The sequence below is a fragment of the Actinoplanes sp. GCM10030250 genome (assembly GCF_042666575.1).
GTDB lineage: Bacteria > Actinomycetota > Actinomycetes > Mycobacteriales > Micromonosporaceae > Actinoplanes.
This window is the reverse complement of the sequence record NZ_JBHTDO010000050.1, coordinates 32,765-59,394: the sequence shown is the minus strand read 5'-3', so window position 1 is coordinate 59,394 and position 26,630 is coordinate 32,765. Positions and strand designations below refer to the sequence as shown.

The 26,630-nt window shown below is 71.4% G+C and carries 23 protein-coding genes and 1 pseudogene; 13 read left to right on the top strand and 11 right to left on the bottom strand.

Annotation, left to right across the window (positions count from 1 at the left end; all coding sequences use genetic code 11):
- Positions 1–71: 71 nt before the first annotated feature.
- The 3 genes from ACFQV6_RS40110 to ACFQV6_RS40100 form a co-directional block, all read right to left on the bottom strand.
- The gene (locus ACFQV6_RS40110) at positions 72–3,317 is read right to left on the bottom strand and encodes a S8 family serine peptidase (protein ID WP_378032958.1); all 3,246 of its coding nucleotides are present in this window, start codon (positions 3,315–3,317) and stop codon (positions 72–74) included.
- A gap of 70 nt (positions 3,318–3,387) precedes the next feature.
- Complete coding sequence (locus tag ACFQV6_RS40105) at positions 3,388–3,732, bottom strand: YnfA family protein (protein WP_378032957.1); 345 nt, start codon at positions 3,730–3,732, stop codon at positions 3,388–3,390.
- 10 nt (positions 3,733–3,742) lie between these two features.
- Positions 3,743–5,551 carry an Hsp70 family protein gene (locus ACFQV6_RS40100; RefSeq protein WP_378032956.1) on the bottom strand — a complete coding sequence of 603 codons (1,809 nt, stop codon included), beginning with the start codon at positions 5,549–5,551 and terminating at the stop codon, positions 3,743–3,745.
- 148 nt (positions 5,552–5,699) lie between these two features.
- Here ACFQV6_RS40100 and ACFQV6_RS40095 point away from each other — a divergent pair, with 148 nt between their 5' ends.
- The 4 genes from ACFQV6_RS40095 (at position 5,700) to pntB (ending at position 10,911) form a co-directional block, all read left to right on the top strand.
- A complete protein-coding gene (locus ACFQV6_RS40095; RefSeq protein ID WP_378032955.1) occupies positions 5,700–6,872 on the top strand; it encodes a pyridoxal phosphate-dependent aminotransferase in 1,173 nt (390 codons plus the stop codon).
- Positions 6,873–6,960: 88 nt separating this feature from the next.
- Positions 6,961–7,764 (top strand): cyclase family protein, encoded by an 804-nt coding sequence (locus tag ACFQV6_RS40090; protein WP_378032954.1) that lies wholly within the window; start codon positions 6,961–6,963, stop codon positions 7,762–7,764.
- Between the two features lie 173 nt (positions 7,765–7,937).
- Positions 7,938–9,458 (top strand): Re/Si-specific NAD(P)(+) transhydrogenase subunit alpha, encoded by a 1,521-nt coding sequence (locus ACFQV6_RS40085; RefSeq protein ID WP_378032953.1) that lies wholly within the window; start codon positions 7,938–7,940, stop codon positions 9,456–9,458.
- Positions 9,459–9,462: 4 nt separating this feature from the next.
- On the top strand, positions 9,463–10,911 hold the full coding sequence (gene pntB / locus ACFQV6_RS40080; protein ID WP_378032952.1) for a Re/Si-specific NAD(P)(+) transhydrogenase subunit beta: 1,449 nt from the start codon (positions 9,463–9,465) through the stop codon (positions 10,909–10,911).
- A 55-nt stretch (positions 10,912–10,966) separates the two neighbouring features.
- Here the strand turns inward: pntB and ACFQV6_RS40075 are convergent, their stop codons facing one another.
- Positions 10,967–11,401, bottom strand: coding sequence for a hypothetical protein (locus tag ACFQV6_RS40075; RefSeq protein ID WP_378032951.1), 435 nt, complete (start codon positions 11,399–11,401; stop codon positions 10,967–10,969).
- Between the two features lie 309 nt (positions 11,402–11,710).
- Positions 11,711–12,079 (bottom strand): VOC family protein, encoded by a 369-nt coding sequence (locus ACFQV6_RS40070; protein ID WP_378032950.1) that lies wholly within the window; start codon positions 12,077–12,079, stop codon positions 11,711–11,713.
- A 176-nt stretch (positions 12,080–12,255) separates the two neighbouring features.
- Between ACFQV6_RS40070 and ACFQV6_RS40065 the strand changes: the two genes are divergently transcribed.
- Positions 12,256–12,822, top strand: a complete 567-nt coding sequence (locus ACFQV6_RS40065) for an HD domain-containing protein (protein ID WP_378032949.1) — start codon at positions 12,256–12,258, stop codon at positions 12,820–12,822.
- 46 nt (positions 12,823–12,868) lie between these two features.
- Entirely contained in the window at positions 12,869–13,543 is a 675-nt protein-coding gene (locus ACFQV6_RS40060; protein ID WP_378032948.1) for an HAD family hydrolase, read from the top strand.
- On the opposite strand, the gene ACFQV6_RS40055 is transcribed toward ACFQV6_RS40060, so the two are convergent.
- The 6 genes and pseudogenes from ACFQV6_RS40055 to ACFQV6_RS40030 form a co-directional block, all read right to left on the bottom strand.
- Entirely contained in the window at positions 13,498–14,115 is a 618-nt protein-coding gene (locus ACFQV6_RS40055; protein WP_378032947.1) for a class F sortase, read from the bottom strand. The genes ACFQV6_RS40060 and ACFQV6_RS40055 overlap by 46 nt on opposite strands.
- Positions 14,112–14,906 (bottom strand): hypothetical protein, encoded by a 795-nt coding sequence (locus tag ACFQV6_RS40050; protein ID WP_378032966.1) that lies wholly within the window; start codon positions 14,904–14,906, stop codon positions 14,112–14,114. Before ACFQV6_RS40050 ends, ACFQV6_RS40055 begins: the two co-directional genes overlap by 4 nt.
- Before the next feature lie 31 nt (positions 14,907–14,937).
- Positions 14,938–16,182 carry a protein kinase gene (locus tag ACFQV6_RS40045; RefSeq protein WP_378032965.1) on the bottom strand — a complete coding sequence of 415 codons (1,245 nt, stop codon included), beginning with the start codon at positions 16,180–16,182 and terminating at the stop codon, positions 14,938–14,940.
- Positions 16,182–16,466, bottom strand: a pseudogene (locus tag ACFQV6_RS40040) (protein kinase); the annotation flags it as partial. The pseudogene ACFQV6_RS40040 and the gene ACFQV6_RS40045, both read right to left, overlap by 1 nt.
- Before the next feature lie 67 nt (positions 16,467–16,533).
- Positions 16,534–17,265 carry an anti-sigma factor domain-containing protein gene (locus tag ACFQV6_RS40035; protein WP_378032946.1) on the bottom strand — a complete coding sequence of 244 codons (732 nt, stop codon included), beginning with the start codon at positions 17,263–17,265 and terminating at the stop codon, positions 16,534–16,536.
- The gene (locus ACFQV6_RS40030) at positions 17,262–17,876 is read right to left on the bottom strand and encodes a sigma-70 family RNA polymerase sigma factor (protein WP_378032945.1); all 615 of its coding nucleotides are present in this window, start codon (positions 17,874–17,876) and stop codon (positions 17,262–17,264) included. Before ACFQV6_RS40030 ends, ACFQV6_RS40035 begins: the two co-directional genes overlap by 4 nt.
- A 109-nt stretch (positions 17,877–17,985) precedes the next feature.
- Here ACFQV6_RS40030 and ACFQV6_RS40025 point away from each other — a divergent pair, with 109 nt between their 5' ends.
- From ACFQV6_RS40025 to ACFQV6_RS39995, 7 genes are all read left to right on the top strand, one after another.
- A complete protein-coding gene (locus ACFQV6_RS40025; protein WP_378032944.1) occupies positions 17,986–19,020 on the top strand; it encodes a LacI family DNA-binding transcriptional regulator in 1,035 nt (344 codons plus the stop codon).
- Between the two features lie 162 nt (positions 19,021–19,182).
- Complete coding sequence (locus tag ACFQV6_RS40020; RefSeq protein ID WP_378032943.1) at positions 19,183–20,670, top strand: alpha-N-arabinofuranosidase; 1,488 nt, start codon at positions 19,183–19,185, stop codon at positions 20,668–20,670.
- The gene (locus ACFQV6_RS40015) at positions 20,667–22,001 is read left to right on the top strand and encodes an ABC transporter substrate-binding protein (protein WP_378032942.1); all 1,335 of its coding nucleotides are present in this window, start codon (positions 20,667–20,669) and stop codon (positions 21,999–22,001) included. Before ACFQV6_RS40020 ends, ACFQV6_RS40015 begins: the two co-directional genes overlap by 4 nt.
- A 4-nt stretch (positions 22,002–22,005) precedes the next feature.
- A complete protein-coding gene (locus ACFQV6_RS40010; RefSeq protein WP_378032941.1) occupies positions 22,006–22,926 on the top strand; it encodes a carbohydrate ABC transporter permease in 921 nt (306 codons plus the stop codon).
- A gap of 5 nt (positions 22,927–22,931) precedes the next feature.
- Positions 22,932–23,759 carry a carbohydrate ABC transporter permease gene (locus tag ACFQV6_RS40005; RefSeq protein ID WP_378032940.1) on the top strand — a complete coding sequence of 276 codons (828 nt, stop codon included), beginning with the start codon at positions 22,932–22,934 and terminating at the stop codon, positions 23,757–23,759.
- Positions 23,756–25,483 (top strand): family 43 glycosylhydrolase, encoded by a 1,728-nt coding sequence (locus tag ACFQV6_RS40000; RefSeq protein WP_378032939.1) that lies wholly within the window; start codon positions 23,756–23,758, stop codon positions 25,481–25,483. Before ACFQV6_RS40005 ends, ACFQV6_RS40000 begins: the two co-directional genes overlap by 4 nt.
- Positions 25,477–26,469 (top strand): glycoside hydrolase family 43 protein, encoded by a 993-nt coding sequence (locus ACFQV6_RS39995; RefSeq protein WP_378032938.1) that lies wholly within the window; start codon positions 25,477–25,479, stop codon positions 26,467–26,469. Before ACFQV6_RS40000 ends, ACFQV6_RS39995 begins: the two co-directional genes overlap by 7 nt.
- Positions 26,470–26,630 lie beyond the last annotated feature (161 nt).

Below are 26,630 nucleotides of genomic sequence, written 5' to 3'. Positions count from 1 at the left end.
CGATCGACCATCGCAGATGAACGCGATCCGGGGAAGGCCGGGCCGGCGACGGCCCGGCCTCCCCCTCTCGATCAGGCCAGGGCGTACGCCCGGATCACGGTCTGGGTGACCGTGTTCCCGGCCGTGTCCGCCGCGGACGTCCGCAGCGAGACGAACCCGGCACCGCGGGGGTGCTGCACCGTGGCGACCCGCTTGTCGCCCTTCCCGCTGACGGCGGCGTTCTTCCAGGTCTTGCCGTCGTCGTAGGAGACCTCGACGCGCACCGACCGCACCCGGCCGACATTGCTGTCCGGCTGGTGCTCGACGAACACCGGGATCTCGAACCGGCGGCCCGCCGGAGCGGCGTTCGCGCTGTTCACCCGGGGTGCGAAGCGGACGGTGTGCAGCGGCAGCCGCCGGAACTCCTCGCCGTCCACGTGACCGGACCGGAACGTCCACGAGCCGCGCACCTCGGTGGAGAACAGGTGCGGTGCGCCACGGGTGGCGGTCGTGTCGTACCGGTAGGCGGCGCTGCCGGGCGGCACCTCGAACTCGTAGCCGTCGCCGACCTTCGTGCCGTTGCGGTACAGCGTGGCGGTCTCCGAGGTCACCGAGGAGAAGCCCGGATGCCCGCTGCCGTCACCGAAGAGCGGCACGTTGACCAGCATGTAGTCCTCGAGCCGCGACGCCCAGAGCCCCTCGAAGAGCGGCTGGGTGACGTTCGGCCCGAAGACCACCCGGTTCCAGTCCTGCCGGTACGTGTGCCCGGCCCGGACCTCGCGAGCCCCGGCGAAGTTGTCGGAGACCGTCTCCGGGAACTCGTCCCCGGTGGGCGGCACCTCCTGCAGGAACTCCGACGCCCACGGTGCGCCCGGGTTCACGTACTCGGTGCGGCGGAAGGGCAGGTCGAACGGGGTGAAGACGGCCCACGTGCCGCTCTCCGGCGAGTACTGCGAGATGTTCGCCTTCGCGCCGCGGACACCAGTCGCCGCGGTCGCGTAGGAGGCGTCGATGGCTGCCAGTTCGCGCAGCCGGGGCGCCTTGTGCAGGCCGGTGAACATCCGGCCCTTGTTGTAGTACGCCAGATCGGTCGTGTAGGGACTGTTGAGGAAGGTCTCCTCAGCGCCGGGAGCGGCGAACGAGCCGATGACCGAAGCCAGGAAGAACGGCCGGGACACCGCCGAGAGCGGCCCGGCGTAGAGGGTGTCGAACGTTGCCGCTCCGACACCCACCGAGAAGCCCGACGTGTCGGTCGTCCACTCGGCGCTGACGGCGGCCAGCAGCGTGCCCGCGTCAGCCTGCGGTGCGGACACCCGGATCGGGCCGGCCTTGCGGGCGTCGACGGCAAGCGTGCTGTTCTTGTCGACGACCATCTCGGTGTCGGTCAGCTGGGTGATCGTCTCTTCACCCTCGAAGATCCAGCCGAACACGCCGTATCTGCCCTTCGGCACGCGGACGACCTGGGAGGCCTCCGGCGTGAACACCTCGACGATGTTGTCGTTGTCGAGGCCGAGGAAGACCACCAGGTGGTCGAGGTTGGGCGTGCCGTCGCGGTTGGTCGTACGGACGTCGACGTCGTAGCTCTCCACCTCACGGTCCACGCCGAGGGCGGTGATCACGCGTACGCCACCCGCGGCGGTGGCCGTCAGGTAACCGCCGAGCGGCCCGTCCGGCATGTCCCCGCGGGTGTCGGCGGTGACCGTCGTCGCCGCGGTGCCACCGGCCGGTACGGTCAGCGACGTCGCCGCCACCGAGAACGGGGCCCCGTCCACCGCCAGCGTCAGCGTGACCGCCGCGGTGCCGGAGTTGCGGTAGGTGACCGTACGGGTGACCGGCTGATCGTCGTTGTGCGGCCACGCCTGAATGCCGAAGCTGACGCTGCCCTCGTCGACGCTGACCGTCTGGGTGATCTGCCGGGCCACGTCGACCCGTCCCGCACCCTGGTCGTAGGCGCTGACACCCTCGGTGGGCTGCGCCGACGCGACGAGCGTGTTCTTGCGCAGCTTCGACGACCAGCCCGGGTGCTGCTGTGTGAGGATCGCCGCGGCGCCCGCCACGTGCGGTGTCGCCATCGACGTACCGGAGAGCGTGGTGTAGCCGTCCGCCGCCGGGGTGCCGATGACGCCGTTCTTCGCCCGGGCCGCGACGATGTCGACGCCCGGCGCGGTGATGTCCGGCTTGAGCGCGCCGTCACCGGTACGCGGGCCCCGGCTGGAGAAGTCGGCGAGCTGGTTCTCGCGGTCCACGGCACCGACCGACAGCGCCGCGTCAGCGCTGGACGGCGAACCGATCGTGCCCCGCCGGCCGGAGTTGCCGGCGGCGATCACGAACAGCGTGTCGTGCTCCGCGGTCAGGTCGTTGACGGCCTGCTCCAGCGGGTCGATCTCCGGGGTGTCGCCGCCACCGAGGCTGATGCTGATCACCTTGGCGCGTTCGGCGGCCCAGACCATGCCGGCCAGGATCGACGACTCCTCGCACCACTCCAGCTCACAGACCTTGCCGATGAGCAGCTTGGCGCCGGGTGCGACACCCTTGTACTTGCCGCCCGAGGCGGCACCCGTGCCGGCGATCGTGGAGGCGACGTGCGTACCGTGGCCGACCTCGTCGTCGATGGTCGGCGACGGGGTGAAGTTCGCGGTGCCGGCGATCTGCCCCGCGAAGTCCGGGTGCGTCTCGTCGATGCCGCTGTCCAGCACGGCGACCTCGACGCCGGTGCCGTCGAAACCGGCCTGCCAGGCGGTGGGCGCCCCGATCTGCGGGACGCTGTGGTCCAGGTCGAGCTTGCGCTTGCCGTCCAGCCACACCTTCTGCACGCCGGTGCGCAGGGTGCGCGCCTCGGCCGTACCCGAGGTGATCCCGGACCAGAGGGACTTGCGGGCCTCCAGGTCGGCGCGGACCGCGAGCAGGCCCAGCGCGGACAGGTCGCGCGTCACCCGGCCCTCGCTCGCGGTGATCGCGGTGCGGGCGGCGGCCGGGCCGGCGTCCGGGTAGGTCACCAGCAGCGGCAGCTCCGCGCCGAGGGTGGCCAGGGTGGTGACGTCGAACAGCCGCTTGTCCAGGCGGCCCTCGCGCAGCAGCGCGAACGCGTCGGACGGGATGACGTAGCGATGGCCGCCGACGGTCTGGGTCGCGAAGCCGACCTTCGATCGGCCGGTACCGGCCTGGACCGAGACGGCGGTGCCGCGCAGGGTGACGCGGTCACCGGTGATCAGCGTGACGGATGTGGACTTCGCCGAGCTCTGCGTGCCCGCGGCTGTGGTGACCGTGGCCGGCGCTGCCGCGGCCGGCGCTGACAGCACGCCGATACCGAGTAACGCGGTGATCACCAACGCTGGCATTCGTCGATGCATGCGATGCCTCCCCGTGCCGGGACCATCCCGGCTCGGCATCGACAATTGCAGATGGGTGCTAGCCTCCGCTGCCCTGCCGCGGCGCGTACATGATCAGGGCGACCCCGGCCAGGCAGACGGCGGCGCCGATCACGTCCCAGCGGTCCGGGCGGAATCGGTCGACGACCATGCCCCAGAGCAGCGAACCGGCCACGAAGACGCCACCGTAGGCGGCCAGGATGCGGCCGAAGTGGGGGTCGGGCTGCAGGCAGGCGACAAAGCCGTACGCACCGAGCGCGATCACGCCCGCGGCGATCCACCACAGTCCGCGGTGCTCCCGCCAGCCCTGCCAGATCAGCCAGGCACCGCCGATCTCGGCGAGGGCCGCGAGCAGGAACAACAGCAGGGAACGGGCGATCGTCACGACGGAGAAGTTACCCCGTCCTGGTGCCCGCCCTCGGCGTCGCGGTCGCGGCGGTCGCGGTGGTGGTCGCCGCCCACCAGGCCAGCACGGCGACGTAGGCGATGGTCGGGTACCGCATCGAGCCGGTGGCGGAGACCAGCGCGTATCCGGCGCCGAGCAGCAGCGCGGTGACCAGCCGCAGGGTCGGTGCGAGCGGGACGGTCAGGCCGGTCGCGATGCCCAGCAGCGTCGCGCCGAGCATGTCGAGCGGCAGATCGGTTCCGGTCACCCGCTGCAGACCGACACCCAGGGCGGCCATCGCGACCGGCAGCGCGGGCGGGCGCGCGGTGCGCAGCCACTCCGGCAGGGCGGCCGCGGGCAGGCGGGGTGCCACCAGGGCGATCACCGCGGCGCAGGCGGCGATCGGGACGGCGCCGGCCAGGGCGGAGCGCAGGCTGGTCTCGGTCGGGTCGCCGGCGCTGACCCCCGCGACGAGACCGTAGAGCCAGGCCAGGACGATGCCGATCGCGGCGGCCGCGACGAAGCCGCGGCGCAGGCGGTTCTCACCCTCAGGCTGCTTTTTTCCCCCCGGCGCCAGCAGCGCGACGGCCCAGGCGGTCAGGGCGGCCAGGGCTGCCGACAAGGTCACATTCTCCAGAGGCAGGGGTACGGCCGGAGCACCGCTGACCACCTGGATGAGCAACCCGATCGAACAGGCACCGACCAGCACCGCCCCGCTCACCGCCCCGAGCATCGGGCGGGTACGCGGTATCCGGACCGGCGCCTCGGTCAGGCCCATCGGCGGGCTGCTCAGGCGCACCGCCCCGGTGAGCACGGCGTGCGGATCACGGACGGTGACGGTCGGCGGCAGCCCGGCGCCGGCCAGGGCGGCCTGCACCTCGGGCACGGTGCCGTCGTCGCCGACGAGCACCACGGCGTTCACCTCGGACGGGTCCAGGTCGGCGTCCGCGAGCAGCTGCTTGACGGTCTCGCGGAGCCGGGCCAGGTGGGCGGCCCCGGCGGCGGCCAGGTCGTCACGGGTCAGCACGACGGCCGGGTGCGGCTCGGGCAGCAGCATCGGCGCGCGGGGCTGGACCGCGAGCGCGGTGCGGGCCTGCTGGATCTCCCGGGCCACCCGCCAGTCGTCGAGGGCGGCGGACGGATCGGTGCCGGGCGTGGCCCGCTCGGCGGCCAGCTGGATGAGCGCCTCGTCGACGGTCGGCGCACCGGGGTCACGCACCGGCGCGGCGGCCAGCTGCTGAAATCCGTGCGCGGCGTCGATGACGGTCAGCTCGGGTGTGGCGTCGCCGGTGGTGCAGACCGCGACGAACGAGCCGGGCCGGGTGCCGCCGGTCAGGGTGCTGCCGGACAGGGCGGCCGCCGCGGCAGCCGCGGCGGCGGTGACGATGTGCGGCGGCGGCAGCCCCGCCGTGGCGGCGGCCTGGTGCAGCCGCTGCCGGGCACGGTGCCCCCACGTCTGCGCGGTGATGATCGTGAGCGCGGTGACAGTGCTGCCGGCCTGCACGGAGGCGGCCTCGGCGACCTGGACGAGCACCGCCGCGACGGCCGCGACCGGATCGAACCGGGCACCCGGTGCCGGGGTGCCGGTCTGCAGCAGCGTCATCGGGTCGGGACGGTAGTCCTCCGGGTGCGTGACGCTCGCCGCCAGCGCCGGGGTGCCGGTGCTGAGCGCCCGGGTGTCGCGGGCCTGGAAGACGCCGCTGGGAAGCCGGGGCCGCCCCTCGAAGACGACTGGCTGAACGGTTCCGCCGGACTCGTACACCGCGGTGGTCCACCAGGCGGAGATGTCGACGGCCAGATGGAGATCTCCGGCGGGCATGCCCGGAAGTGTCCCAAAGGGACGATTGACGGTGGGTTGCGATCGGTATCTTCTTCGCATAGTGCCAGATCGATGGTTCGCGGTGGCTTCTTCGATCGTCGGCCGGGTAGGGATTTTGTCGCCTTCGTCTTCTCCTAGAGTCGGCGGTGTGAGAATTTCGCAGCGGGCGCAGGCGGTGGCCCCGTTCTACGCCATGGAGTTCGCCAAGCACGCCGCCATGCTGGAGGCGGACGGGCACCGTGTGGTGCGGCTGAACATCGGCGAGCCGGACTTCGGGGCGACCCCGGTGGTCCGGGAGGCGATGCGCGCGGCGATGGACGGGCGGCCGATGGCGTATACGGCGGCGCTCGGCCTGCCCGCCCTGCGCGAGGCGATCGCCGGGTTCTACGCGGACGAGCACGGTGTCGAGGTGGATCCGGCCCGGGTGGTGGTGACGGCCGGAGCGTCGGCGGCCCTGCTGCTGACCGCGGCGGCCCTCGTCGACCCCGGTGACGAGGTGATCATCGGGGACCCGTCGTACCCGTGCAACCGGCAGATCATGGAGAGCTTCGGTGCGCGGGTGCGGCTGGTGCCGGCGACAGCGGAGAATCGGTTCCAGGTGGACGCGGCTGCCGTACGCGAGCACTGGTCCGATCGAACCGCCGGCGTCATGATCGCCACGCCGTCGAACCCGACCGGCACTTCGATCCCGACAGCCGAACTCACCGCCATCTGCGACCTGGCCCGCTCCCGGAACGCTTGGCGCCTGGTCGACGAGATCTACCTCAACCTGAGCGACCACGACGCTCAGGGCCGGCCACCGCAGACCGCCGTCGCCCTCGACCCGGGCGCTGTCGTCGTCAACAGCTTCTCCAAGTACTTCGGCATGACCGGCTGGCGCCTCGGCTGGTGCGTGCTCCCTCCCGCGCTGGTCCCCGCGGTGGAACGGCTCGCCCAGAACTACTTCATCTGCCCGTCCACCCCCGCACAGGTGGCCGCCCTCGCCTGCTTCACCCCGGAAGCCCGCGCCGTCTGCGAACAACGCCGGCTCGAGTTCGCCGCCCGCCGCGCCCTCGTCCTGGACGGCCTGTCCCGCATCGGCCTGCCCGTCCCGGTACGCCCGGACGGCGCCTTCTACGTCTACATCGACATCAGCGGCACGGGGCTGACGTCGTGGGAGTTCTGCGAGCGAGCCCTGCAGGAGGCCCACGTGGCGCTGACCCCCGGCCGCGATTTCGGCACGCACAGCGCCGACACCCACGTACGCCTCTCCTACACCGCCTCCATTCCCGACCTCGGCGAGGGCCTGACCCGCCTCAGCCGCTTCGTGGCCTCCCTCTGACCCACCCCACCTGCCCGCCTCCACCCGTCTGCCGCCGCTGATCGAGGAGATCGCGACAGGAGCCCACGGCGCCTGATAGGGATGTCCTATGTGCAACGAGACAGGCGCCACCCACAACCACAACGTGACTCGCCGGGCAGCACTCTTCGGCGGTGCGGCGCTCGTCGCCTCCGCCGCCGTGAGTGAACCGGCCCAGGCCGGGACGCGGAGCGGGCTCCGCGATCTCACCTACGTGCTGTCGCCGGCTTTCCCGGCCTTCGCCCCCGGTGAGGAAGCCGCCCGCCGGACGGTCACGACGATCGAGGACGACGGCTACTTCATGCAGGAGTGGACGGTGATCGAGCACACCGGTACGCACGTCGACGCACCCGCCCACTTCACCGCCGGTGGCCGGGTGTCGACCGAGCTCCGGCCGTCCGAGCTGATCCTGCCGGCGGTGGTCGTCGACATCGCCGACCGGGCACGCCGCGACGCCGACACGGTCGTGACCGTGGACGATCTGCGCGCGTTCGAGCGGCGGTACGGCCGCATCCCGGACGGCGCGGCGGTGCTGATGTACTCCGGATGGGGTGCCAAGGCCGGCGACCCGGACGCGTACCGGGGGAGCGACGCGGCGGGCGGCCTGCACTTCCCCGGCTTCGGCACGGACGCCTGCGAGTGGCTGCTGCGCCACCGCCGGATCCGGAGCCTGGGCGTCGACACGCTCAGCATCGACCCGGGCGTCTCGGCCACCTTCGACACCCACCTGGCCCTCACCGGCGCCGACCGGTACGGGCTGGAGAACCTGGCCAACCTCGACCGCATCCCGCGCCTCGGCGCCACCATCTTCGTCGGCCTCATCCCGTACGAGGGCGGCTCCGGCGGCCAGGCCCGGGTCCTCGCCACCTGGTGACGAGCCCTACCTGGTGACGAGCCCGCCCAGGGAATTTTCGCGTTCTTTCTCTCCGGCGGACACTGGGATTCTGGGGCCCGACCACCTAACCTCTCCCTACTGGCGAGTAACAAATTGAACCGGCGACCCGTGCCGCACGTTGTCACGATCACCTTTGAACCGAGGAGTCAACGATGATGATCGGTGTTCCACGAGATCCCCAACCGGGTGAGCGGCGGGTCGCGGCGACGCCCGCCACCGTGGCGGAGTTGGTCAAGCTCGGCTACGACGTGGTGGTCGAGGCCGGTGCCGGGGCGCAGTCGTCGTTCTCCGACGAGGCCTACGCGGGTGCCGGAGCGACGATCGGCGACCCCCTCGCCGCGGAGATCCTCTTCGCCATCAACCCGCCGCCCGCCGGGCAGCTCGACCGGCTGGCCGCCGGTACCACGCTGATCGGGATGCTCAACCCGCGCCTCGACCCCGCGCTCGTCGAGGACCTGTCCCGCCGCCCGATCACCGCACTCTCGATGGACGCCGTCCCGCGCATCTCCCGCGCCCAGTCCCTCGACGTGCTGTCGTCGATGGCCAACATCGCCGGTTACCGGGCCGTCGTCGAGGCGGCCCACGCGTTCGGCCGGTTCTTCACCGGCCAGGTGACGGCCGCGGGCAAGGTCGCCCCGGCCCGGGTGCTCGTGGCGGGTGCCGGCGTCGCGGGTCTCGCGGCCATCGGTGCGGCGGGCAGTCTGGGCGCGATCGTACGGGCGACCGACCCCCGCCCCGAGGTGGCCGACCAGGTCCGGTCCCTCGGCGGGGAGTACCTGCCGGTCGAAGCCGCCGACGTCGAGGTCTCGTCGACCGGTTACGCCAAACAGATGTCCGACGACTACAACGAGCGCGCCGCGCAGCTCTACGCCGCGCAGGCCACCGAGGTCGACATCATCATCACCACCGCGCTGATCCCCGGCAAACCTGCTCCGCGACTGTTCACCGCGCAGATGGTGGCGAGCATGAAACCGGGCAGCGTCATCGTGGACATGGCCGCGGCCAACGGCGGCAACGTCGAGGGGACCGTCGCGGGCGAGGTGGTGGTCACCGCCAACGGCGTCACCATCATCGGGTACACGGATCTGCCCGGCCGCCTGCCCGCGCAGGCCTCCCAGCTGTACGGCACGAACCTGGTCAACCTGATGAAGCTGCTGACGCCGGAGAAGGACGGGCAGCTCGTGCTCGACTTCGACGACGTGGTGCAGCGGTCGATGACCGTGGTCCGCGACGGCGAGCTGACCTGGCCGCCGCCACCGGTGGCGGTGTCCGCGGCTCCGGCGGCGGCTCCGGTCAAAGCCGTGGAGAAGGTGGTGCCGAAGCCACCCGCGAAGGGCCGGGGCCTGGTCGCCGTGGGCACTGGCGCCGCCGTACTGTTCCTGCTCGCGTCCCTCGCGCCGCCCGCCCTGCGCGGCCACCTCACGGTCTTCGCCCTGGCGATCGTCATCGGCTACTACGTCATCGGCCACGTGCACCACGCCCTGCACACGCCGCTCATGTCGGTCACCAACGCGATCTCCGGGATCATCGTGGTCGGTGCCCTGCTCCAGGTGGGACACGGCGACAACGTCGTGACAGCCCTCTCCTCCGTCGCGATCCTGCTGGCCGCCATCAACGTCTTCGGTGGTTTCGCCGTCACCCGCCGCATGCTCGCCATGTTCTCCAGGAGCTGATCAGATGACCGTCGAAACCGCGGCGCAGGGCGCCTACATCGTCGCCGCCCTGCTCTTCATCCTGGCCCTGGCCGGCCTGTCCAAGCACGAGACGGCCAAGGCCGGCAACACCTTCGGCATCGCCGGAATGGCGGTCGCGCTGGCAGCGACAGTCGCTCTCGCCATCTTCAGAGACATGAGTACGACCGGACTGGCCCTCGTCGTGGCGGCCACCTCGATCGGCGCCGCGATCGGTCTGTACCGGGCCCGCAAGGTCGAGATGACCGGCATGCCGGAACTGATCGCCCTGCTGCACAGCTTCGTCGGCCTCGCCGCCGTCCTGGTCGGCTGGAACGGCTACCTGCACGTCGAGGCCCATCCCGGCGGTGCCGAGGCGGCCCTGCTGACCAGCCAGGACATGCTCGGCATCCACAGCGCCGAGGTGGTCATCGGCGTCTTCATCGGCGCTGTCACCTTCACCGGCTCGATCGTCGCCTTCCTCAAGCTCTCCGCGCGGATCAAGTCCAGCCCGCTGATGCTCCCCGGCAAGAACCTCCTCAACGTCGGCGCGCTGGCCGCCTTCGTCCTGCTCACCGCCTGGTTCGTGGTGACACCCCGGCTGTGGCTGCTGATCGCCGTCACCGCGATCGCCCTGCTGCTGGGCTGGCACCTGGTCGCCTCCATCGGCGGCGGCGACATGCCGGTCGTGGTGTCGATGCTGAACAGCTACTCGGGCTGGGCCGCCGCCGCGGCCGGCTTCCTCCTCGAGAACGACCTGCTCATCGTCACCGGCGCCCTGGTCGGATCGTCCGGTGCCTACCTGTCCTACATCATGTGCAAGGCGATGAACCGCTCCTTCCTCTCGGTGATCGCGGGCGGCTTCGGCATCGAGGCCGGCCCCGCCGAGGACCGGGACTACGGCGACCACCGCGAGGCCACTGCCGACGGCGTCGCCGAACTGCTGTCCAGCGCCGACTCCGTGATCATCACCCCCGGCTACGGCATGGCGGTCGCCCAGGCACAGCACGGTGTCGCCGAGCTGACCCGGGTGCTGCGCGAACGCGGCGTGACGGTCCGCTTCGGCATCCACCCGGTCGCGGGCCGGCTGCCCGGCCACATGAACGTGCTGCTAGCTGAGGCGCGCGTCCCCTACGACATCGTCCTCGAGATGGACGAGATCAACGACGACTTCGCCGGCACCTCGGTGGTCCTGGTCATCGGCGCCAACGACACGGTCAACCCGGCCGCCACCGACGACCCGGCAAGCCCGATCGCCGGCATGCCCGTCCTCACCGTCTGGGAGGCCGACAACGTCATCGTCTTCAAAAGATCAATGGCCTCCGGGTACGCCGGAGTCCAAAACCCCCTCTTCTTCCGCGAAAACTGCGCCATGCTCTTCGGCGACGCCAAGGACCGCGTAGACGACATCCTCCGCGCCGTCACCGCCACCACCCCCGCAGCCGCCCGCCGCTGACCCACCCCCTCCCGCCGCCCGCCCGGCCCTCACCGCCCGGCGCGCCCTCACCCCGTCACCCGCCCGGCACGGCGCCCCACCCGGACGTCATGGCGAGCAACCGTTCCGCCACGGCGTCCGGGTCGACGAGCTGATGCAGGTGCAGGCCGGGAAGCCGTTCGACCCGCCAACCCCGTTCTTCCGCATCCAGAGCCATCGGCTCGTAGTGCGCGGAGAACAGCAGATATCCGCACGGCAGCCCGGCCCACCCCGGCGGGTTCGGGAGCGCAGCCTCGTAATAGCTCAGCGGCAGTCTCGACTGCTCAGCAGCAACCTCGGCCCGGGTCCGCGCGTCCGGGAACATCGGCGCCACGTCGGCCTCGTCGAACCACTCCGTCCACCGCGGCAGCCGTCCGCCGGTGGCCATGGCCCGCAACACCTCCAGGCGCTCGGCGGAGGCAACCGGAATCGGCCCGGCCCGGGCGGGCACTGACGCGTCGGCGAAACACACAGCCGGCCACCGGGCGCGGGCTCGCCTCGACGATCACCGGGACGAGCAGCCCCGCGTTGCTGTGCGCCACGATCACCACCGGCCGATCAGCGGGCAGCCGAGAGATGGCGTCCCCGACCGTCCGGGCAATCTGCTCAGCGAACGGTGGCCCCTTCCCGGCGCCGGTTCGCTGAGCTCCAGCACGGTCGGTGACACCGACGAGCGACGGCACGGCGACGGCCATGCCCGAGGCCTCGAGCCGCTGTGCCACCGGGACCCAGGTCAGCGGCCCGACCAGTGGGCTGTGCACCAGCACGAAGGCGGCATCCATCAGCTCACCTGAGCGAGCCCGATCAGATTGCCCTCGGGATCGGTGAAGTGCGCGACGATCAGCCCGGTCCCGGGTGCCCGCGCCGGGCCCATCACCCGGGTGCCACCCAGGCTCTCGGCTCTGGCAAGTGCCGCCTCCACGTCAGGGACGCCGACGTTGAAGACGGTGTGCGGAGTGAACCTCGCCCCGCCGCCGACGCCGCCGGGGATCGTCGCACTCTCGGTGAACCCGTAGTCGCCGGCGTCGGACACCTCCTCGGCAACCGGCCCACCGGTGGCGAACTCCCAGCCGAACAGCTCCCCGTAATAATCCCGGAGCTTCACCGGCCCGGTCCCGATGATCTCGAAGTGCACAACCTGCTGTGCCATGGCGACCACCCCGTCCTCCGCGCGATTCCAACGCCCCGAACCTAGCCCCGGGGTCCGACAATTCTCGGCCCGGCGGCCCGGCGGCCCGGCGGCCCGGCGGCCCGGCGGCCCGGCGGCCCGGCGGCCCGGCGGCCCGGCGGCCCGGCGCCCGCGGCCGCTGCTGTACAACCGGACGGGTGATCACGATTCCGTCCGACGAGCAGATCCGGGCCTGGCACGAGGAGTTCGCGCCGACCCGCGAGGCGTTCGACTCGGTCTACACGCACTGCCGGATCGTGTGTGAGCTGGCTGAGCAGCTCCACACCGAGGGCGACCTCGAGCTGATACGCGCGGGAAGCCTGCTGCACGACATCGGGGTCTACCGGCTGGGCGCCGGCGAGTACATCCGGCACGGCGTGCTCGGCCACGAACTGCTGCGCGGTCTCGGCCTGCCGGAGGAACTGAGCCGCTTCTGCTCCCACCACACCGGAGTGGGCCTCAGCAGCGAGGACGTGCGCCGCCAGGGCCTGCCGCTGCCGATCGCCGACTACCTGCCGGAGACCGTCGAGGAGGAGCTCGTGATGTACGCCGACAAGTTCCACAGCAAGAGCAGCCCACCGGCGTTCGTCTCGGCCGAGTCGTACTCGGCGCGCGCCGGCCTCTTCGGCGCCGACAAGGTGCACCGGTTCGCCGAACTCCGCGAGCGCCTCGGCGAACCCGACCTGGAGGCGGCCTCCCGGCGCTTCGGCCACCGCATCGTCTGATCCCGCGGCCCTGCAGCGGTGGCACGGAGCCCTAGGCTCTGTGGTCGTGCAGAGGCTGGTGCTGTTCGATCTCGACAACACGCTCGTGGACCGGGGCGAGGCGTTCCGGCGCTGGGCGGCCGGATTCTGCGAGGAGCGGAACCTGCCCGCCGATTCGCTCGCCTGGTTGCTCCGGGAGGACCGGGACGGGCTGGTGCCGCGCGACCTGTTCTTCGGGGACGTGCGGGAACGGTTCGGGCTGGGGGAGTCCGCCGAGTCCCTGTGGGTGGACTACCGGCGGCGGATGCCCGAGCTGGTCACCTGCCGGCCGGGCGTACTGGCGGCGCTGGTGGCGTTGCGGCGGGCGGGATGGGGGATCGGCATCGTGACGAACGGGCAGGCCGACAACCAGCTCGGCAAGATCCGCCGGACCGGGCTGGCTGAGCATGTGGACGCGTGGGCGGTGTCGGGGGAGCTGGGCGTCCGCAAGCCCGCCCGGGAGCTGTTCGAGGCGGCGGCCCGGGGGTGCGGGCTGGACCTCGCGGGCGGTGGCTGGATGGTCGGGGACAGCCCGGACGCCGATGTGCGAGGTGGGCGGGCGGCGGGGCTGGCCACCGTCTGGATCAGCCGGGGACAGGCCTGGCCGGACGGAGTGGAACCACCGGACCAGGTCCGCGCCGACGTGGAGAGTGCCGCTCAGGTGGTGATGAGCTCGGCGAACACCACGACGTTGTCCTCGTAGTGGCCGCTGCGCCGGTCGAAGTCGCCGCCGCAGGTGATCAGGCGCAGGCCGGCGTGGTCTGCCGGGCCGTAGACGGCGTCGGTGGGAAAGCGGTCCTTCGGGTACTGGTCGACCGCCGTCACGGCGAAGACCGCGGTCCGGCCGTCCTGCCGGGTCACCCGGATCCGGTCGGCGGGCCGCAGGTCGGCCAGGTGGGCGAAGGTGCCGTCAGCGCCCCGGTAGTCGACGTGACCGGCCAGGATGGCGGGTCCCAGGGAGCCGGGGGTGGGTGCCCTGGTGTACCAGCCGACCGTGCGGGCGTCGTCGGGAACCTCCATCGTGCCGTCGGGTGACAGGCCCAGGCCGGTCACCGGGACGGAGACGCGCAGGGCGGGGATCTCCAGGTGCTCCGGCGGCGAGGTCGGCAGAAGGTCACCCCTGGTCAGCGCATCCGCGCCGGGCGAGGTCACGGGCGCGGGAACCGGTGCGGCGGCGGGCGGGCGGTCACCCGGAGCCGCCGCCCCGCCGAGGACGGTCACCCCGGCCACCGCCGCCGCCCCGGCGAGCGCGAGAGCAAGGAGCCGGCGGGTCATCGCTGGGAACGGGGGAGGACGAAGAGGCGGCGGCGGGTGACGAGGACGGTGGCGAGGGCGGCCAGGAGGGTGAGCACGGAGGCGTACCAGATAGTTTTGGTGTTGTTCTGAGCACTGCCGTCGCCGGTGGCAACGCCGCCCACCGGGACGGAGCCCGCCGCTGCTCCGGAGACCATGCCGCACAGGGCGGGGTCGGTCGCCTCCTCGGGGATGCCGCTGAGGCCCGCGGCCTTGGCCAGGGTGGACTCGCCCAGGCCGTCCAGGTCGTACTTGTCGTTGTTGTTCGCGTCCACGCCGTGCTGGACGATGTGCAGGTCCTTGAGGTGGGCGACGGTGCCGGGCGGCAGGTCAGCCGCGGGGATCGTGCGGCTGTAGCCCAGGGCGCCCCGGGCGTCGGCCACCGGCATGCGGTCCACGGCCAGGCCGCTGGCCTTCGCCACGTCGCCGGTCGTGGTGAGAGAGACGAAGATGTCACCGTACGAGGGCATGCCCTCCTCGGTGCTCACGTAGCCGTCGCCATCCCGGTCGGCGGACATCGGTGGGCAGTGGAAGTCCATGCCGTCGGTGGATCCGTGCAGGTGCTGCGCGTGCGGTGAGCCGGGGACCAGGCCGGTGGACCGGATGCTGACCTTCAGGTCGCCGTTGTCCAGCGCGGTCAGGGTGGCGGTGCCGGTCGCGCCCGAGTTGTTGAGCTCCAGGAGCTTCACGTGCACGGACTCGCCGGCGAGTGCGGGAGCCGGGGTGAACAGGACCAGGAGGGCGGCTACGGACAGGATGCGGCCGGTTTTCATCGGGAGATCTCCAAACGAGAAAATAGGGGGGTCAGCGGGCGGAACCGAACAGCTCGACGAGCCGGCGCTGAAGGCGATCATTGGCGGACCAGTCGCTGTCGGCGACGGTCCAGCGCAGGAGATATGACGTACGGGCGGTGACCGCCACCAGCACCCGGCGCTCGTGCCGCACGGTGGTCGAGTCGGGGCGCCAGGTGTACTCCCAGTCGGCGCCGCCGCGTTTGAGCAGCAGGACGCCCATGCTGATCCGGCGATATCCGGGTAGGTCACCCGCGGCCCGTTCGGCCTTCTCGCGGCGCTGCCAGTGGTCGAGGGGCTTCGAGGTGGACACAGCGGCCACGTTGACCAGGAACGCCCGCCGGCCGGCCGGGTCGGTGAAGCAGACGTCGTTGCCGCTGGTGGAGCGCCGCCACCCGGCCGGCAGGGCGAGGGAGAATCCGGCCGGGTCGCGGGACCAGATCCAGTCGCGGGGCAGGCCGGCGGGGACGTTGCCGGACGCCCGTTCCACCGGTGGCGCGTCCGCCCCGTAGCCGCAGGCGTCCAGGTCGAGTGACATGAGGGTGGACGCGGAGGCGAGACCGGCGGAGCCGGGGGAGCCGGATGCGGACGGTGCGGCGGAGAACCGGGGTGGTGCGGCGGCCCGGTCGCCGGTGGCGAGGACGGCGGCCCCACCGGCGACCACCACGACCAGGGCGCCGGCGGACAGCAGCACCCCGGCACGGCGCTGCCGGGGTGCCGGTACCGGGGCGCGGCCGCGGAACGGTTCCGCGCGCAGCACCGCGCGCAGGCGGGCGTCGGTCTCGGCGCCGGACGGCCGCCGGGTGGGGTCCTTGTCGAGCAGGGCCAGCAGCAGGGTGGCCAGCGGGCCGGAGAGGATCGGCGGATCGGGTGGTTCGTTGAGCAGCGCCTCCAGGGAGCGCTCGGGTTCGCCGCGGCCGAACGGCGGGCGCCCCTCGGCGGCGGCGTAGAGGGTGGCGCCCAGCGACCACAGGTCCCCGGGCACGCCGGTCTCACCGGGGCCCAGCCGTTCCGGTGCGATGTAGTGCGGTGAGCCCAGCCTCGGGTCCGGGCCGCCCGTGCTGCCGATCGTGGCCAGGCCGAAGTCGGTGAGCACCACCCGGCCGTCGCCGGTGAGCAGCACGTTGTCCGGTTTGACGTCGCGGTGCAGCACCCCGGCGGTGTGTGCGGCCCGCAGGGCGGCCAGCACGCGTACGCCGATCCGCGCCACCTCGGCCGGCGGGAGCGGACCGTCGTCGCGGACGGCTGGTGCAGCGATCGCCCGTCGATGTACTCCATGACGATCCAGGACCGGTCCTGGAACCCGACCACGTCGAAGATCTTCACCACGCCGGGGTGGTCGAGCCGGGCCGCGGCCCGTGCCTCCCGGACCACCTGCTCGGCGAGCGGGGTACGGGACGGCACGGTGATCTCCTTGACCGCGACCGTCCGTTGCAGCAACTGGTCCTCGGCGCGCCAGACCCGCCCCATGCCGCCCGAGCCGATCTCCTCGAGCAGGCGGTACCGTCCGGCCACCGTCCCGGCCGTGTCCGTGCCGGCCATCGCCTCACCCCTGTTCCCTCGCGTGAAAGGGATTCGGAGCCGGACGGCCGGTGGACAGGTGCGAATATCAGGTAAGTGCCACGAGTGCTTCCAGCGGTGTCGTCGGTGTCGTCGCGGACGGCGCCCGCTCCACGGTGACCCCCACGGCGGAGGCTCCCGGCAGACCCTCGACCAGTTGCACCGACGCCGACTGGCCGGTGCCCAGCGCGCCCTCCGACGCCGGGGTCTCGCCGCGGATCGTCCACAGCTGGTAGACCTGGCCGGGCGGCGGTGCCCCGTCGGCGGCGAGCATGATCACGCCGGCGTTCCGCAGCCGGGAACTCGCCACGGTGACCCGGCCGCCGCTGGTCAGCGGCTCCTCGCGGATCACCACGTCGGGTGCGGCCAGGACCGAGCGGACCCGGGTCTCACGGGCCTGAGCCGCGGTGGCGAGTGCCTGCGCCTCTCGTACCCGCTGCTCCTGAACTGTCACGACGGCCGTGCCCGCCGCCACCACGGCGACCACCGCGGCGGCCGCGGCCACCAGCCTCAACCGCCGCGGCCGGGCGGGTGCGGTCGCGACGGTCGCCGGAGCGACCTGCCGGGTGTTGGCGATTTCGGTCAGCACGCTCTCCCGCAGACTCGGCGGCGGCACCGACCAGGCGCCGTCGGCCAGCCGCGCGGCGGTCTCCCGCAGGTCGTCGGCCTCGTACCGGCACGCCTCGCACTCGCGCAGGTGCCTGTCGAACGCGGCGCGCTCCAGATCGTCGAGAGCGTCCAGCGCATAGGCCCCGACCAGGGTGTGCACGTCTCCCGTCACGCCGCCACCCCCGCCGAAAGACAGTCCCGCAGCCGGATCAGGCCGTCGCGCATCCGGGTCTTCACCGTCGGCAGCGGCAGGTCGAGCAGTTCGGAGACCTGCGGATAGGTGTGGCCCTGGTAGTAGGCGAGGGTCACGGCCTGCCGCTGCAATTCGGTCAGATCGCCGAGGCAGTGCCGCACCTGCTGGCGTTCCAGGCGGACCGCGACCTCGTCGGCCACCGCGTCGTAGGGCGTGTCGACGGACGCCGCACCGACCCGCATCGTCCGCTCGGCGGCCGCCTGCTCGGCACGCACCCGGTCGACCGCGCGGCGGTGCGCGATCGTGAACACCCATGCCGTCGGCGAACCCCGGTCCGGGTCGAACCGCGCGGCCGTACGCCAGACCTCCACCAGCACCTCCTGCGCGACCTCCTCGGCCTGCGCCGGATCGCGCAGCACCCGCCGGATCAGCCCGTAGACCCGCGGCGCGACCAGGTCGTAGAGCGTGCCGAACGCCTTCTCGTCGCCGCGCGCGACGGCTTTGAGCAGGGTGCCGGCGTCAACCGCCGGTTCCGGGCCGGGCACCGGTGTCAGGTGCTCCGGTCGGCCTCCGAGGCCGGGCTCTGCCATGGCTCTCCGTTCTCCGGGGATGATATTGCCGTCCGGAAGGTGGTTCGCAGCCGAGGCACGCGCGGATGGGTCGGATTTTTGCTTTACCAACGTTGTATAGTCCTGAGCTGTGCCGCCGGGCCTGAAGGACGTCGCCGCGCGGGCCGGTGTTTCGATCAAGACGGTCTCGAACGTGGTCAACGGCTACGTGCACGTCTCGGCAGACACTCGCGCGCGTGTTCAGGCTGCCATCGACGCGCTGGGCTACGTGCCCAACGTCGCCGCCCGCCAGCTGCGCAGCAAACGCTCCGGGGTGATCGCGCTGGCCGTGCCCGAGCTGCAGTCACCCTATTTCGCCGAGGTGGCGGGGCTGATCGTGCAGGCCGCCGAGCGGCGCTCGTGGACCGTGCTGATCGACCAGACCGACGGGCACGCCGAGCGGGAGCGCAACCTGGTGGCGGGCCTGCGCCGGCACGCCATCGACGGACTCATCTTCAGTCCGCTGGCGCTGGCCGGTGAGGAGCTGGCGCGCGGCGGTGACACGCCGATGGTGCTGCTCGGTGAGCGGATCTGGCACGGCCCGGCCGACCATGTGGCGATAGACAACACGGTCGCCGCGATGGACGCCACCCGCCATCTGATCGGTCTCGGGCGGCGCAGCATCGCGGCGATCGGCGCGCAGGACGCCACCTCGGCGGTCACCTCACACCAGCGCCTGGCCGGTTACCGGAGTGCGCTGGAGCAGGCGGGCCTGGTGTACGACTCACGGCTCGTGGCCCGGGTGGAGCGGTTCCACCGGGCCGACGGTGCGGCCGCGATGGCGGCGCTGCTCGACCGCCCGCGACGGCCGGACGCGGTGTTCTGCTTCAACGACCTGCTGGCCCTCGGTGCTCTCCGGACGCTGCTGGCGCGCGGGATCCGGGTGCCGGAGGAGGTCGCGGTGATCGGCTTCGACGACATCGAGGACGGCCGATTCAGTACGCCGACGCTGAGCACGATCGCCCCGGACACGGCACGCATCGCCCAGCTCGCCGTCGACCTGCTCGCCGAGCGCCTCGCCGAACGCTCCGCCGGTGGCCCCGGCGATGGCACGGGCGCCGGGGCACCGGCGCGCGAGGTGCGGGTCACCCATCGTCTGGTCGCCCGGGAGAGCACCGCGGGCTGAGGCCGGTCCAGCGCGCTGGGCGTGAGCGGTGTCCCGGGCGGCCGAAAGCGGCGCCGGGAGCGCTGTCCCCGGCGGGACCAGTTCGTGGCCTGCCGCTACCAGGAGATCCAGACATTTAACGAGCCCTTTACAACCCCACTTCCAACGTTGTAAAAATGGCTCATGGCAGTGGCGCGACTCACACTCGACCCGTCCTTCTCCGTCGGCACGGTCGACCCCCGGCTCTTCGGCTCGTTCGTCGAGCACATGGGCCGCTGTGTCTACACCGGCGTCTTCGAGCCGGATCACCCCAGCGCCGACGCCGACGGCCTGCGCACCGACGTGCTGGAGCTGGTGCGCGAGCTCGGCGTCACCACGGTGCGCTATCCGGGCGGCAATTTCGTCTCGGCGTACCGGTGGGAGGACGGCGTCGGCCCGGTCGGCGACCGGCCCCGGCGGCTCGACCTGGCCTGGCGTTCGCTGGAGAGCAACGCCTTCGGGCTCAACGAGTTCATGCGGTGGGCGGGGCAGGCCGGCGCCGAGCCGATGATGGCGGTCAACCTAGGCACCCGCGGTGTCGCCGAGGCCGCCGAGCTGGTGGAGTACTGCAATCTCGCCGACGGCACCGCCGCGGCCGACCTGCGCCGCAAGCACGGTGTCGCCCGGCCGCACGACATCCGGCTGTGGTGCCTGGGCAACGAGATGGACGGGCCCTGGCAGATCGGCAGCCGCACCGCCCACGAGTACGGGCGGCTCGCCGCCCAGGCCGGGCACGCCATGAAACGTGTCGACCCGACCATCGAGCTGGTCGCGTGCGGCAGCTCCGACGGTGACATGCCGACGTTCGGCGCCTGGGAGGCCACCGTCCTGGAGCACACCTACGACCAGGTCGACTACATCTCCCTGCACACCTATTACGACCCCGAGAGATACGACGAGGCGAGCTTCCGCGCCTCCGCGGTGGACCTGGACGGCTCCGTCGAGGCCGTGCTGGCCACCGCCGACCACGTCCGCGCCAAGCTGCGCCGCACCAAGCGCATCCGGCTGGCGCTCGACGAGTGGAACGTCTGGTACAAGTCGCGGCTCGTCGAGCCGGAGGACCGCGGCATCGAGGACACCCCCGCCCTGATCGAGGACGACTTCACCGTCACCGACGCGATGGTCGTCGGCAACCTGCTGATCAGCATGCTGCGGCACGCCGACCGGCTGGCGATCGGCTGCCAGGCGCAGCTGGTCAACATCATCGCCCCGATCCGGACGCTCGCCGGCGGCCCGGCCTGGCGGCAGACGATCTTCCACCCGTTCGCGCAGACCGCCCGGTTGGCCCGCGGCACCGTGCTGCGGCCCGCGCTGACCGCTCCGGCCATGTCGACCGGGCGGTTCGGCGAGGTCCCGGCGGTCGACGCCGTCGCCACCCTGGACGGCTCGGCCCTCACCGTCTTCGCCGTGAACCGCGGCACCGAACCGATTCCCCTCCAGCTCGACCTGCGCGCCTTCGGCCCCCTGCGGCCCGGCGAGCACCTCGCGCTGCACAACTCCGACCCCCGTCTGACCAACACCGCAGCCCACCCGGAGCGGGTCACGCTCGGCGTCTCCCGCAGCGCCACCGAAGTCCTGCTGCCCCCCGTCTCCTGGCACGCGCTGAGCTACACCATCGAGGAGAAATCGTGAACGCACATATCACCCGCCGCGGCGTACTCGGACTGGGCGCCGGTGCCGGCGGCGCCGTACTGCTCGCCGCCTGCGGTGACAGCGGCCCCAACGAGAAGGTCACCGGCGGTGGCCAGAACGCGGCACCCGCCGCCACGTCGTACGACGGGCCGAACGTCGCGCTGGCCTTCTGGAACGGCTTCACCGGTGGTGACGGCGCGTTCATGAAGCGGCTGGTCGACCAGTTCAACACCGAGCACCCGAACATCAAGGTCACGATGAACGTCTACCAGTGGGCCGACTACTACCAGAAGGTTCCCGCGGCGGTGGCCACCGGCAACGGGCCGGACCTGGGCATCATGCACGTCGACAGCGTGGCGACCAACGCCGCCCGCGGTGTGGTCCTGCCGCTCGACGACCTGGCGAAATCGCTGAGCCTGACCGAGGCCGACTTCTCCCCGCCGGTCTGGCAGGCCGGTGTCTACAACGAGAAGCGCTACAGCATTCCGCTCGACGTCCACCCGCTCGGCCTGTTCTACAACAAGACCCTGATGGAGAAGGCCGGCCTGGACCCGGAGAAGCCGCCGGCCACCGGTGACGACTACATCGCCGCCCTGGACAAGATGAAGTCGGCGGGGATCCAGGGCAGCTGGGCCACCCCGTTCGAGTTCACCGGCAGCATGTGGTTCCAATCGCTGCTCTGGCAGTTCGGCGGCGAGCTGTTCGACTCCGGCGCCCAGAAGGCGATGTTCGCGCAGGACCCCGGTGTGCAGGCGCTCACCTGGTACACGGACCTGGTCCGCAAGGGCTACAGCCCGCGCAACGTCGCGCAGGACGCCGACCTGGTGTCGCTGCGCAACGGCAAGAACGCGTTCAACTGGAACGGCATCTGGACGATCAACACGCTCACCGAGGACAAGAACCTCAAGTGGGGCGCGGCGCCCGTGCCGCAGATCGGCTCGCAGCCCGCGGTCTGGGCCGGCTCGCACCAGTTCGTGCAGTACAAACAGGCCGCCAAGGACGACAACAAACTCACCGCGGGCAAGGTCTTCATCAACTGGATCAGCCAGAAGTCCCTGGAGTGGGCCAAGGGCGGCCAGGTGCCGGCCCGTAAGGACGTCCGGGAGAGCGCCGAGTTCAAGGCCCTGCCGGCGCAGGCGGCGCTCGCGCAGCAGATCGACTACGTGCACTACCCGCCGTCGGTGCCGGGCATCGGCGACGCGATGAAAATGGTGGTCACCGCGGTGAACGAGGCGGTGCTGCTGCGCAAGGAGCCGGCCAAGGCGCTCTCCGACGCCGCCACCAAGGCCGATCAGATCCTCGAGCAGAACCGCAAGAAGTACGGCGGCTGAGGTCGTGACCGTTCTCGAGGAGCGCACGGCGGTCCGGGCCGACGACCGCCGTGCGCCGATGAAACGGCATGCCTCCGTCACGCCGTACCTCTATCTGTTGCCTTATTTCCTGCTGTTCGGCACTTTCACGCTGGTGCCGGCGGTCTACGGCCTGTGGATCAGCCTGCACGACTGGGACTACCTGCTGCCCGGCAAGCCGTTCGTCGGGCTCGACAACTACCAGGCGCTGTTCGACCCGGCCTCCGCGGTCTTCGACTTCTTCTGGCAGTCGATGCAGGCCACCGGCCTGTTCACGGTGCTCAGCGTGCCGCTGCTGCTCGCGGTGCCGCTCGCCGTCGCGCTGCTGCTCAACCGTAAGTTCCCCGGGCGGACGTTTTTCCGGGGCGTCTACTTCGCCCCGTACGTCCTCGGTGTCGCCGTCATCGGCGTGCTCTGGCGTTTCCTGCTCGACCCGAACCTGGGTGCCGTCAACGCGCTGCTCGGCGGCACCATCCCGTGGACGACCGACCTGCCGTGGGCGTGGATATCGCTGGTCGGCGTCACGGTCTGGTGGACGCTGGGCTTCAACGCGGTGATCTACCTGGCCGGTCTCCAGGACATCCCCAAGGAGTTGTACGAGGCGGCGCGCATCGACGGCGGCGGCAAGTGGGCCGAGTTCCGTCACGTGACGCTGCCCGGTCTGCGGCCGGTGCTGCTCTTTGTCGTGATCAACACGATCCTGACGTCGAGCAACATGTTCGGCCAGTCCTACCTGATCACTCAGGGCGCGCCGGGCGTGGAGACCCGCACGGCGATCATGTACATCGCGCAGACCGGCCTGCGCGACTTCAAGATGGGCAGCGCGGCGGCGATGAGCTACCTGCTCACCCTGGCCCTGCTGCTGATCAGCCTGCTCACCTTCCGCCTCTTCCGGACCAAGGACTGATCGCGATGCACCGCGTACGAGGGATCGCCTGGTACACCGTCCTGCTCGGGCTCAGCCTGATCTTCATCGCCCCGCTGGTGTGGATGCTGCTCACCTCGATCAAGACACCGGGGGAGGCGACGCAGGTCCCGCCGACCCTGCTGCCGCAGGAGCCCACCACCGACGCGTTCGCCACGCTGTTCGAGTCCGGCTCGCAGACACCGGTGCTGCGCTGGTTCCTGAACAGCATGCTCGCCGCCACCGGCCAGGCGGTCCTGGTGCTGATGGTCGCCTCGACGGCCGCCTACGCCCTGGCCCGGATGCAGTTCCGCGGCAAGAATTTGATCTTCGGCATGATCCTCGCGACCCTGTTCGTGCCGATCTTCACGCTGATCATCCCGAACTTCCTGATCGTTGACCGGCTCGGCTGGCTGGACACCCTCTGGGCCCTGATCGTCCCGGGCGCGGCCAGCGCCTTCGGCGTCTTCTTCCTCCGGCAGTTCTTCGAGAGCCTGCCGCGCGAGCTGGAGGAGGCGGCCGTGATGGAGGGCGCCAACTCCTGGCAGATCTTCACCAAGGTGATCCTGCCGCTGTCGAAACCGGGCCTCGCCACCCTCGGGCTGATCAGCTTCCTGAGCAACTGGAACGACTTCATCTGGCCGATCTACGTGCTGTTCAGCCCGGAGAGCTTCACGCTGCCACCCGGGCTCGGGATCCTGCAGGGCGCGTACACGATCAACTATCCGGTCGTGATGGCCGGCGCCGCCGTCGCGAGCATCCCGGCGCTGCTGTTGTTCGTCCTCGCGCAGCGCTACATCATCGAGGGCGTCTCCCGCTCCGGACTGAAGGGATGACCGTGCGCCGACTCCTCGCCGCCTGCACCGCGGCACTCACCCTCCTGACCGCTGCCCCCGCGTCCGCGCACGGGGGCGACCGCTACCGCAACCCCGTGTCCGCCGGCTTCGCCGACACCTTCGCCGATCCGGTGATAATCCAGGGCAACGACAAATTCTTCTATGCGTACGGGACAACCGATCCGCTTCGTGAGGGGGAGAAGACCCCGCACCGGATCCCGATCGCGCGCTCGTCCGACCTGGTGAACTGGAAGTACACCGGTGACGCGTTCACCGCCGGCCAGCTACCGCCCTACGCCCGGTCCACCGCCGCCCTGTGGGCCCCCGAGGTGCGCCGGATCGGCAACCGCTGGGTCATGTACGTGACCGTCACCGAGACCGAACCGGACGGCGGCTCGGCGATCGGCGTGGCCACCGCGCCCTCGCCGGCCGGCCCGTGGACGTTCGCCGCCGAACCGGCAGTGCCGCCGCGCGCGGCACCCGGCGGTGGATGGTGGTGGACCTTCGACCCGGCGCAGCTGACCACACCGGACGGCACGCACTGGCTCTACTACGGCAGCTACTTCGGCGGCATCTGGGTCAGCCGGCTCAGCCCGGACGGCCTGCGGATCACCGGCGAGCCCACCCGGGTGGCGGTCGACAACAAGTTCGAGGGCGCGTACGTGGTACGCCGCTCCGGCTGGTATTACCTGTTCGCCTCGTCGGCCAACTGCTGCGCCGGGCCGACCACCGGATACTCCGTGTCGGTGGGCCGCTCCCGCAGCCCGCTCGGTCCGTTCGTGGACCGCGACGGCCAGTCGCTCAACGTGTCCCGCGCCGGCGGCACCCCGGTCGTCGCGCCGAACGGCAACCGCTGGGTCGGCACCGGCCACAACGGCCTGATCACCGACCGGGCCGGCCAGGACTGGCTGGTCTACCACGCCATCGACCGTTCCGACCCGTACCTGGACGAGCCGTTCGGCATCAACGAGCGGCCGATGCTGCTGGACCGCCTCGACTGGATCGGCGGCTGGCCGGCGGTGAACGCCGGCGCGTGGGCGTCGGAGACGGCGATGCCCGCACCCGGGCGCCGGGTGGGACCGGTCCGGCCGGTTCCGGTGCCGCAACCCGGGCGGGCGCTGCCGGCCTACTCCGACGAGTTCAGTGGCGCTCTCGGCCCGGCGTGGGACTTCGTGCGGCCCGACGCGGCGGCGACCGTGTCCGGCGGGCAACTGCGCTGGCCGGTGCAGGGTGCCGACCTGACCGGGGACTCCAACAGCGCCGGTGTGCTGCTGCGGGACGCCCCGGCCGGCTCGTGGATCGCCGAGACCCGGATCCGGCTCGGCCTGGGTGAGGACACGGTCCGCAACTTCCAGCAGGCGGGGCTGATCGCCTATGTCGACGACGACCAGTTCGCCCGGTTGTCCACGGTGGCGATCTGGAACACCCGGCAGGTCGAGTTCGGCAAGGAGATGCCGTACGCCGGAACCACCTCGTACGGCGGGACCATCGCCGGAACGCCCGGCCTCGACACCACCTGGCTGCGTCTCGCGCACCGGGTCGATCCGGGCAACGGGGAGCACGAGTATCGGGCCGGGGTGAGCCGGGACGGCCGTACCTGGACCTGGGGTGGGGTCTGGACCCTCCCCGCCGGAACGGCGCCGCGGATCGGCCTGATCGCGCACGGTGGTGCGGAGCCGGCGGTCACTGCCGAGTTCGACTACTTGCGGTTCTCCCGGTGGTGAGACGTGCTCTTCTGGTTCTCGTACTGCTCCTGGCCGGATGCGGTCAGGATTCGCCCGAGACGACGAAGGAGGCGCCGGTGACCTTCACCAACCCGGTCTTCGCGGAGAACTTCCCCGATCCCGGTGCGCTGCTCGTGGACGGCACCTGGTTCGCCTACGGCACCAACGGCCCGGCCGGCAACGTGCCGGTGATGACCTCGCCCGACCTGGTGCACTGGACACCGGCCGGTGACGCGATGCCCTCGATCGGGCGGTGGGCGCTGCCCGGCAACACCTGGGCGCCGGAGGTCATCGCCGGCGGTGACGGCCGCTACCTGCTGTACTACACGGCCCGGTCGGCCGAAACCGACCGGCAGTGCCTCGGTGTGGCGGTGAGTGACCAGCCGGGCGGTCCGTTCCGCGACGGCGCCGGGAAACCCCTGGTCTGCCAGGCCGAGGAGGGCGGGTCGATCGACGCGAGCCCCTACCGCGATCCGGACGGCGGGCTCTGGCTCTACTGGAAGAACGACGGCAATGCCATCGGACAACCCACCTATCTGTACGGGAGCAAGCTCTCCGCCGACGGATTGTCCCTGAGCGGGGAGTCGAAGCGGCTGCTCGTCAACGACGCGGCGTGGGAGGCGCACGTGATCGAGGCGCCGCAGATGGTCCGGCGCGACGGGCGGCTGTACCTGTTCTACTCGGCGAACGCGTTCGACGCGGAGGCGTACGCCCTGGGTTATGCCGTTTGTGAAGGCCCCCTGGGGCCGTGCCGGAAGGCGGACGAGAACCCGATCCTCAGCACGTCACCGGCCGCCGCCGGACCGGGGCACGGTTTCCTGGTCGAGGCGGCGGGCGGGCGCACCTGGCTGCTCTACCACGCCTGGCCGCCGGACTCGATCGGGAGCGTGACACCGGGCCGGCAGCTGTGGCTCGACGAGGTGGTCTGGGAGGACGGCAAGCCCGTCGTCCGCGGGCCGACCGCCGAACCGCAGCCGATGCCGTAGATGGGGTGACCACCGCGACCGCCGGGCTCATTTCGGCGGTCGCGGTGGCCGGTTCTCAGCACTTCGCGACGTCGCGAAGTGCTGACTCGAAGGAGTAGTCGGCCGACTGTATGTCAGCTGTCGCTGTCATGTTCGTCCTCTCCCTTCCGCGTTTTTTCAGT

Coding starts and splice junctions, on each gene's coding strand:
- ACFQV6_RS40110 (WP_378032958.1), bottom strand. CDS start 3,317: ATGCCAGCGTTGGTGATCACCGCGTTACTCGGTATCGGCGTGCTGTCA.
- ACFQV6_RS40100 (WP_378032956.1), bottom strand. CDS start 5,551: ATGCCCGCCGGAGATCTCCATCTGGCCGTCGACATCTCCGCCTGGTGG.
- ACFQV6_RS40090 (WP_378032954.1), top strand. CDS start 6,961: ATGTGCAACGAGACAGGCGCCACCCACAACCACAACGTGACTCGCCGG.
- ACFQV6_RS40085 (WP_378032953.1), top strand. CDS start 7,938: ATGATGATCGGTGTTCCACGAGATCCCCAACCGGGTGAGCGGCGGGTC.
- pntB (WP_378032952.1), top strand. CDS start 9,463: ATGACCGTCGAAACCGCGGCGCAGGGCGCCTACATCGTCGCCGCCCTG.
- ACFQV6_RS40070 (WP_378032950.1), bottom strand. CDS start 12,079: ATGGCACAGCAGGTTGTGCACTTCGAGATCATCGGGACCGGGCCGGTG.
- ACFQV6_RS40055 (WP_378032947.1), bottom strand. CDS start 14,115: ATGACCCGCCGGCTCCTTGCTCTCGCGCTCGCCGGGGCGGCGGCGGTG.
- ACFQV6_RS40050 (WP_378032966.1), bottom strand. CDS start 14,906: ATGAAAACCGGCCGCATCCTGTCCGTAGCCGCCCTCCTGGTCCTGTTC.
- ACFQV6_RS40030 (WP_378032945.1), bottom strand. CDS start 17,876: ATGGCAGAGCCCGGCCTCGGAGGCCGACCGGAGCACCTGACACCGGTG.
- ACFQV6_RS40020 (WP_378032943.1), top strand. CDS start 19,183: ATGGCAGTGGCGCGACTCACACTCGACCCGTCCTTCTCCGTCGGCACG.
- ACFQV6_RS40005 (WP_378032940.1), top strand. CDS start 22,932: ATGCACCGCGTACGAGGGATCGCCTGGTACACCGTCCTGCTCGGGCTC.
- ACFQV6_RS40000 (WP_378032939.1), top strand. CDS start 23,756: ATGACCGTGCGCCGACTCCTCGCCGCCTGCACCGCGGCACTCACCCTC.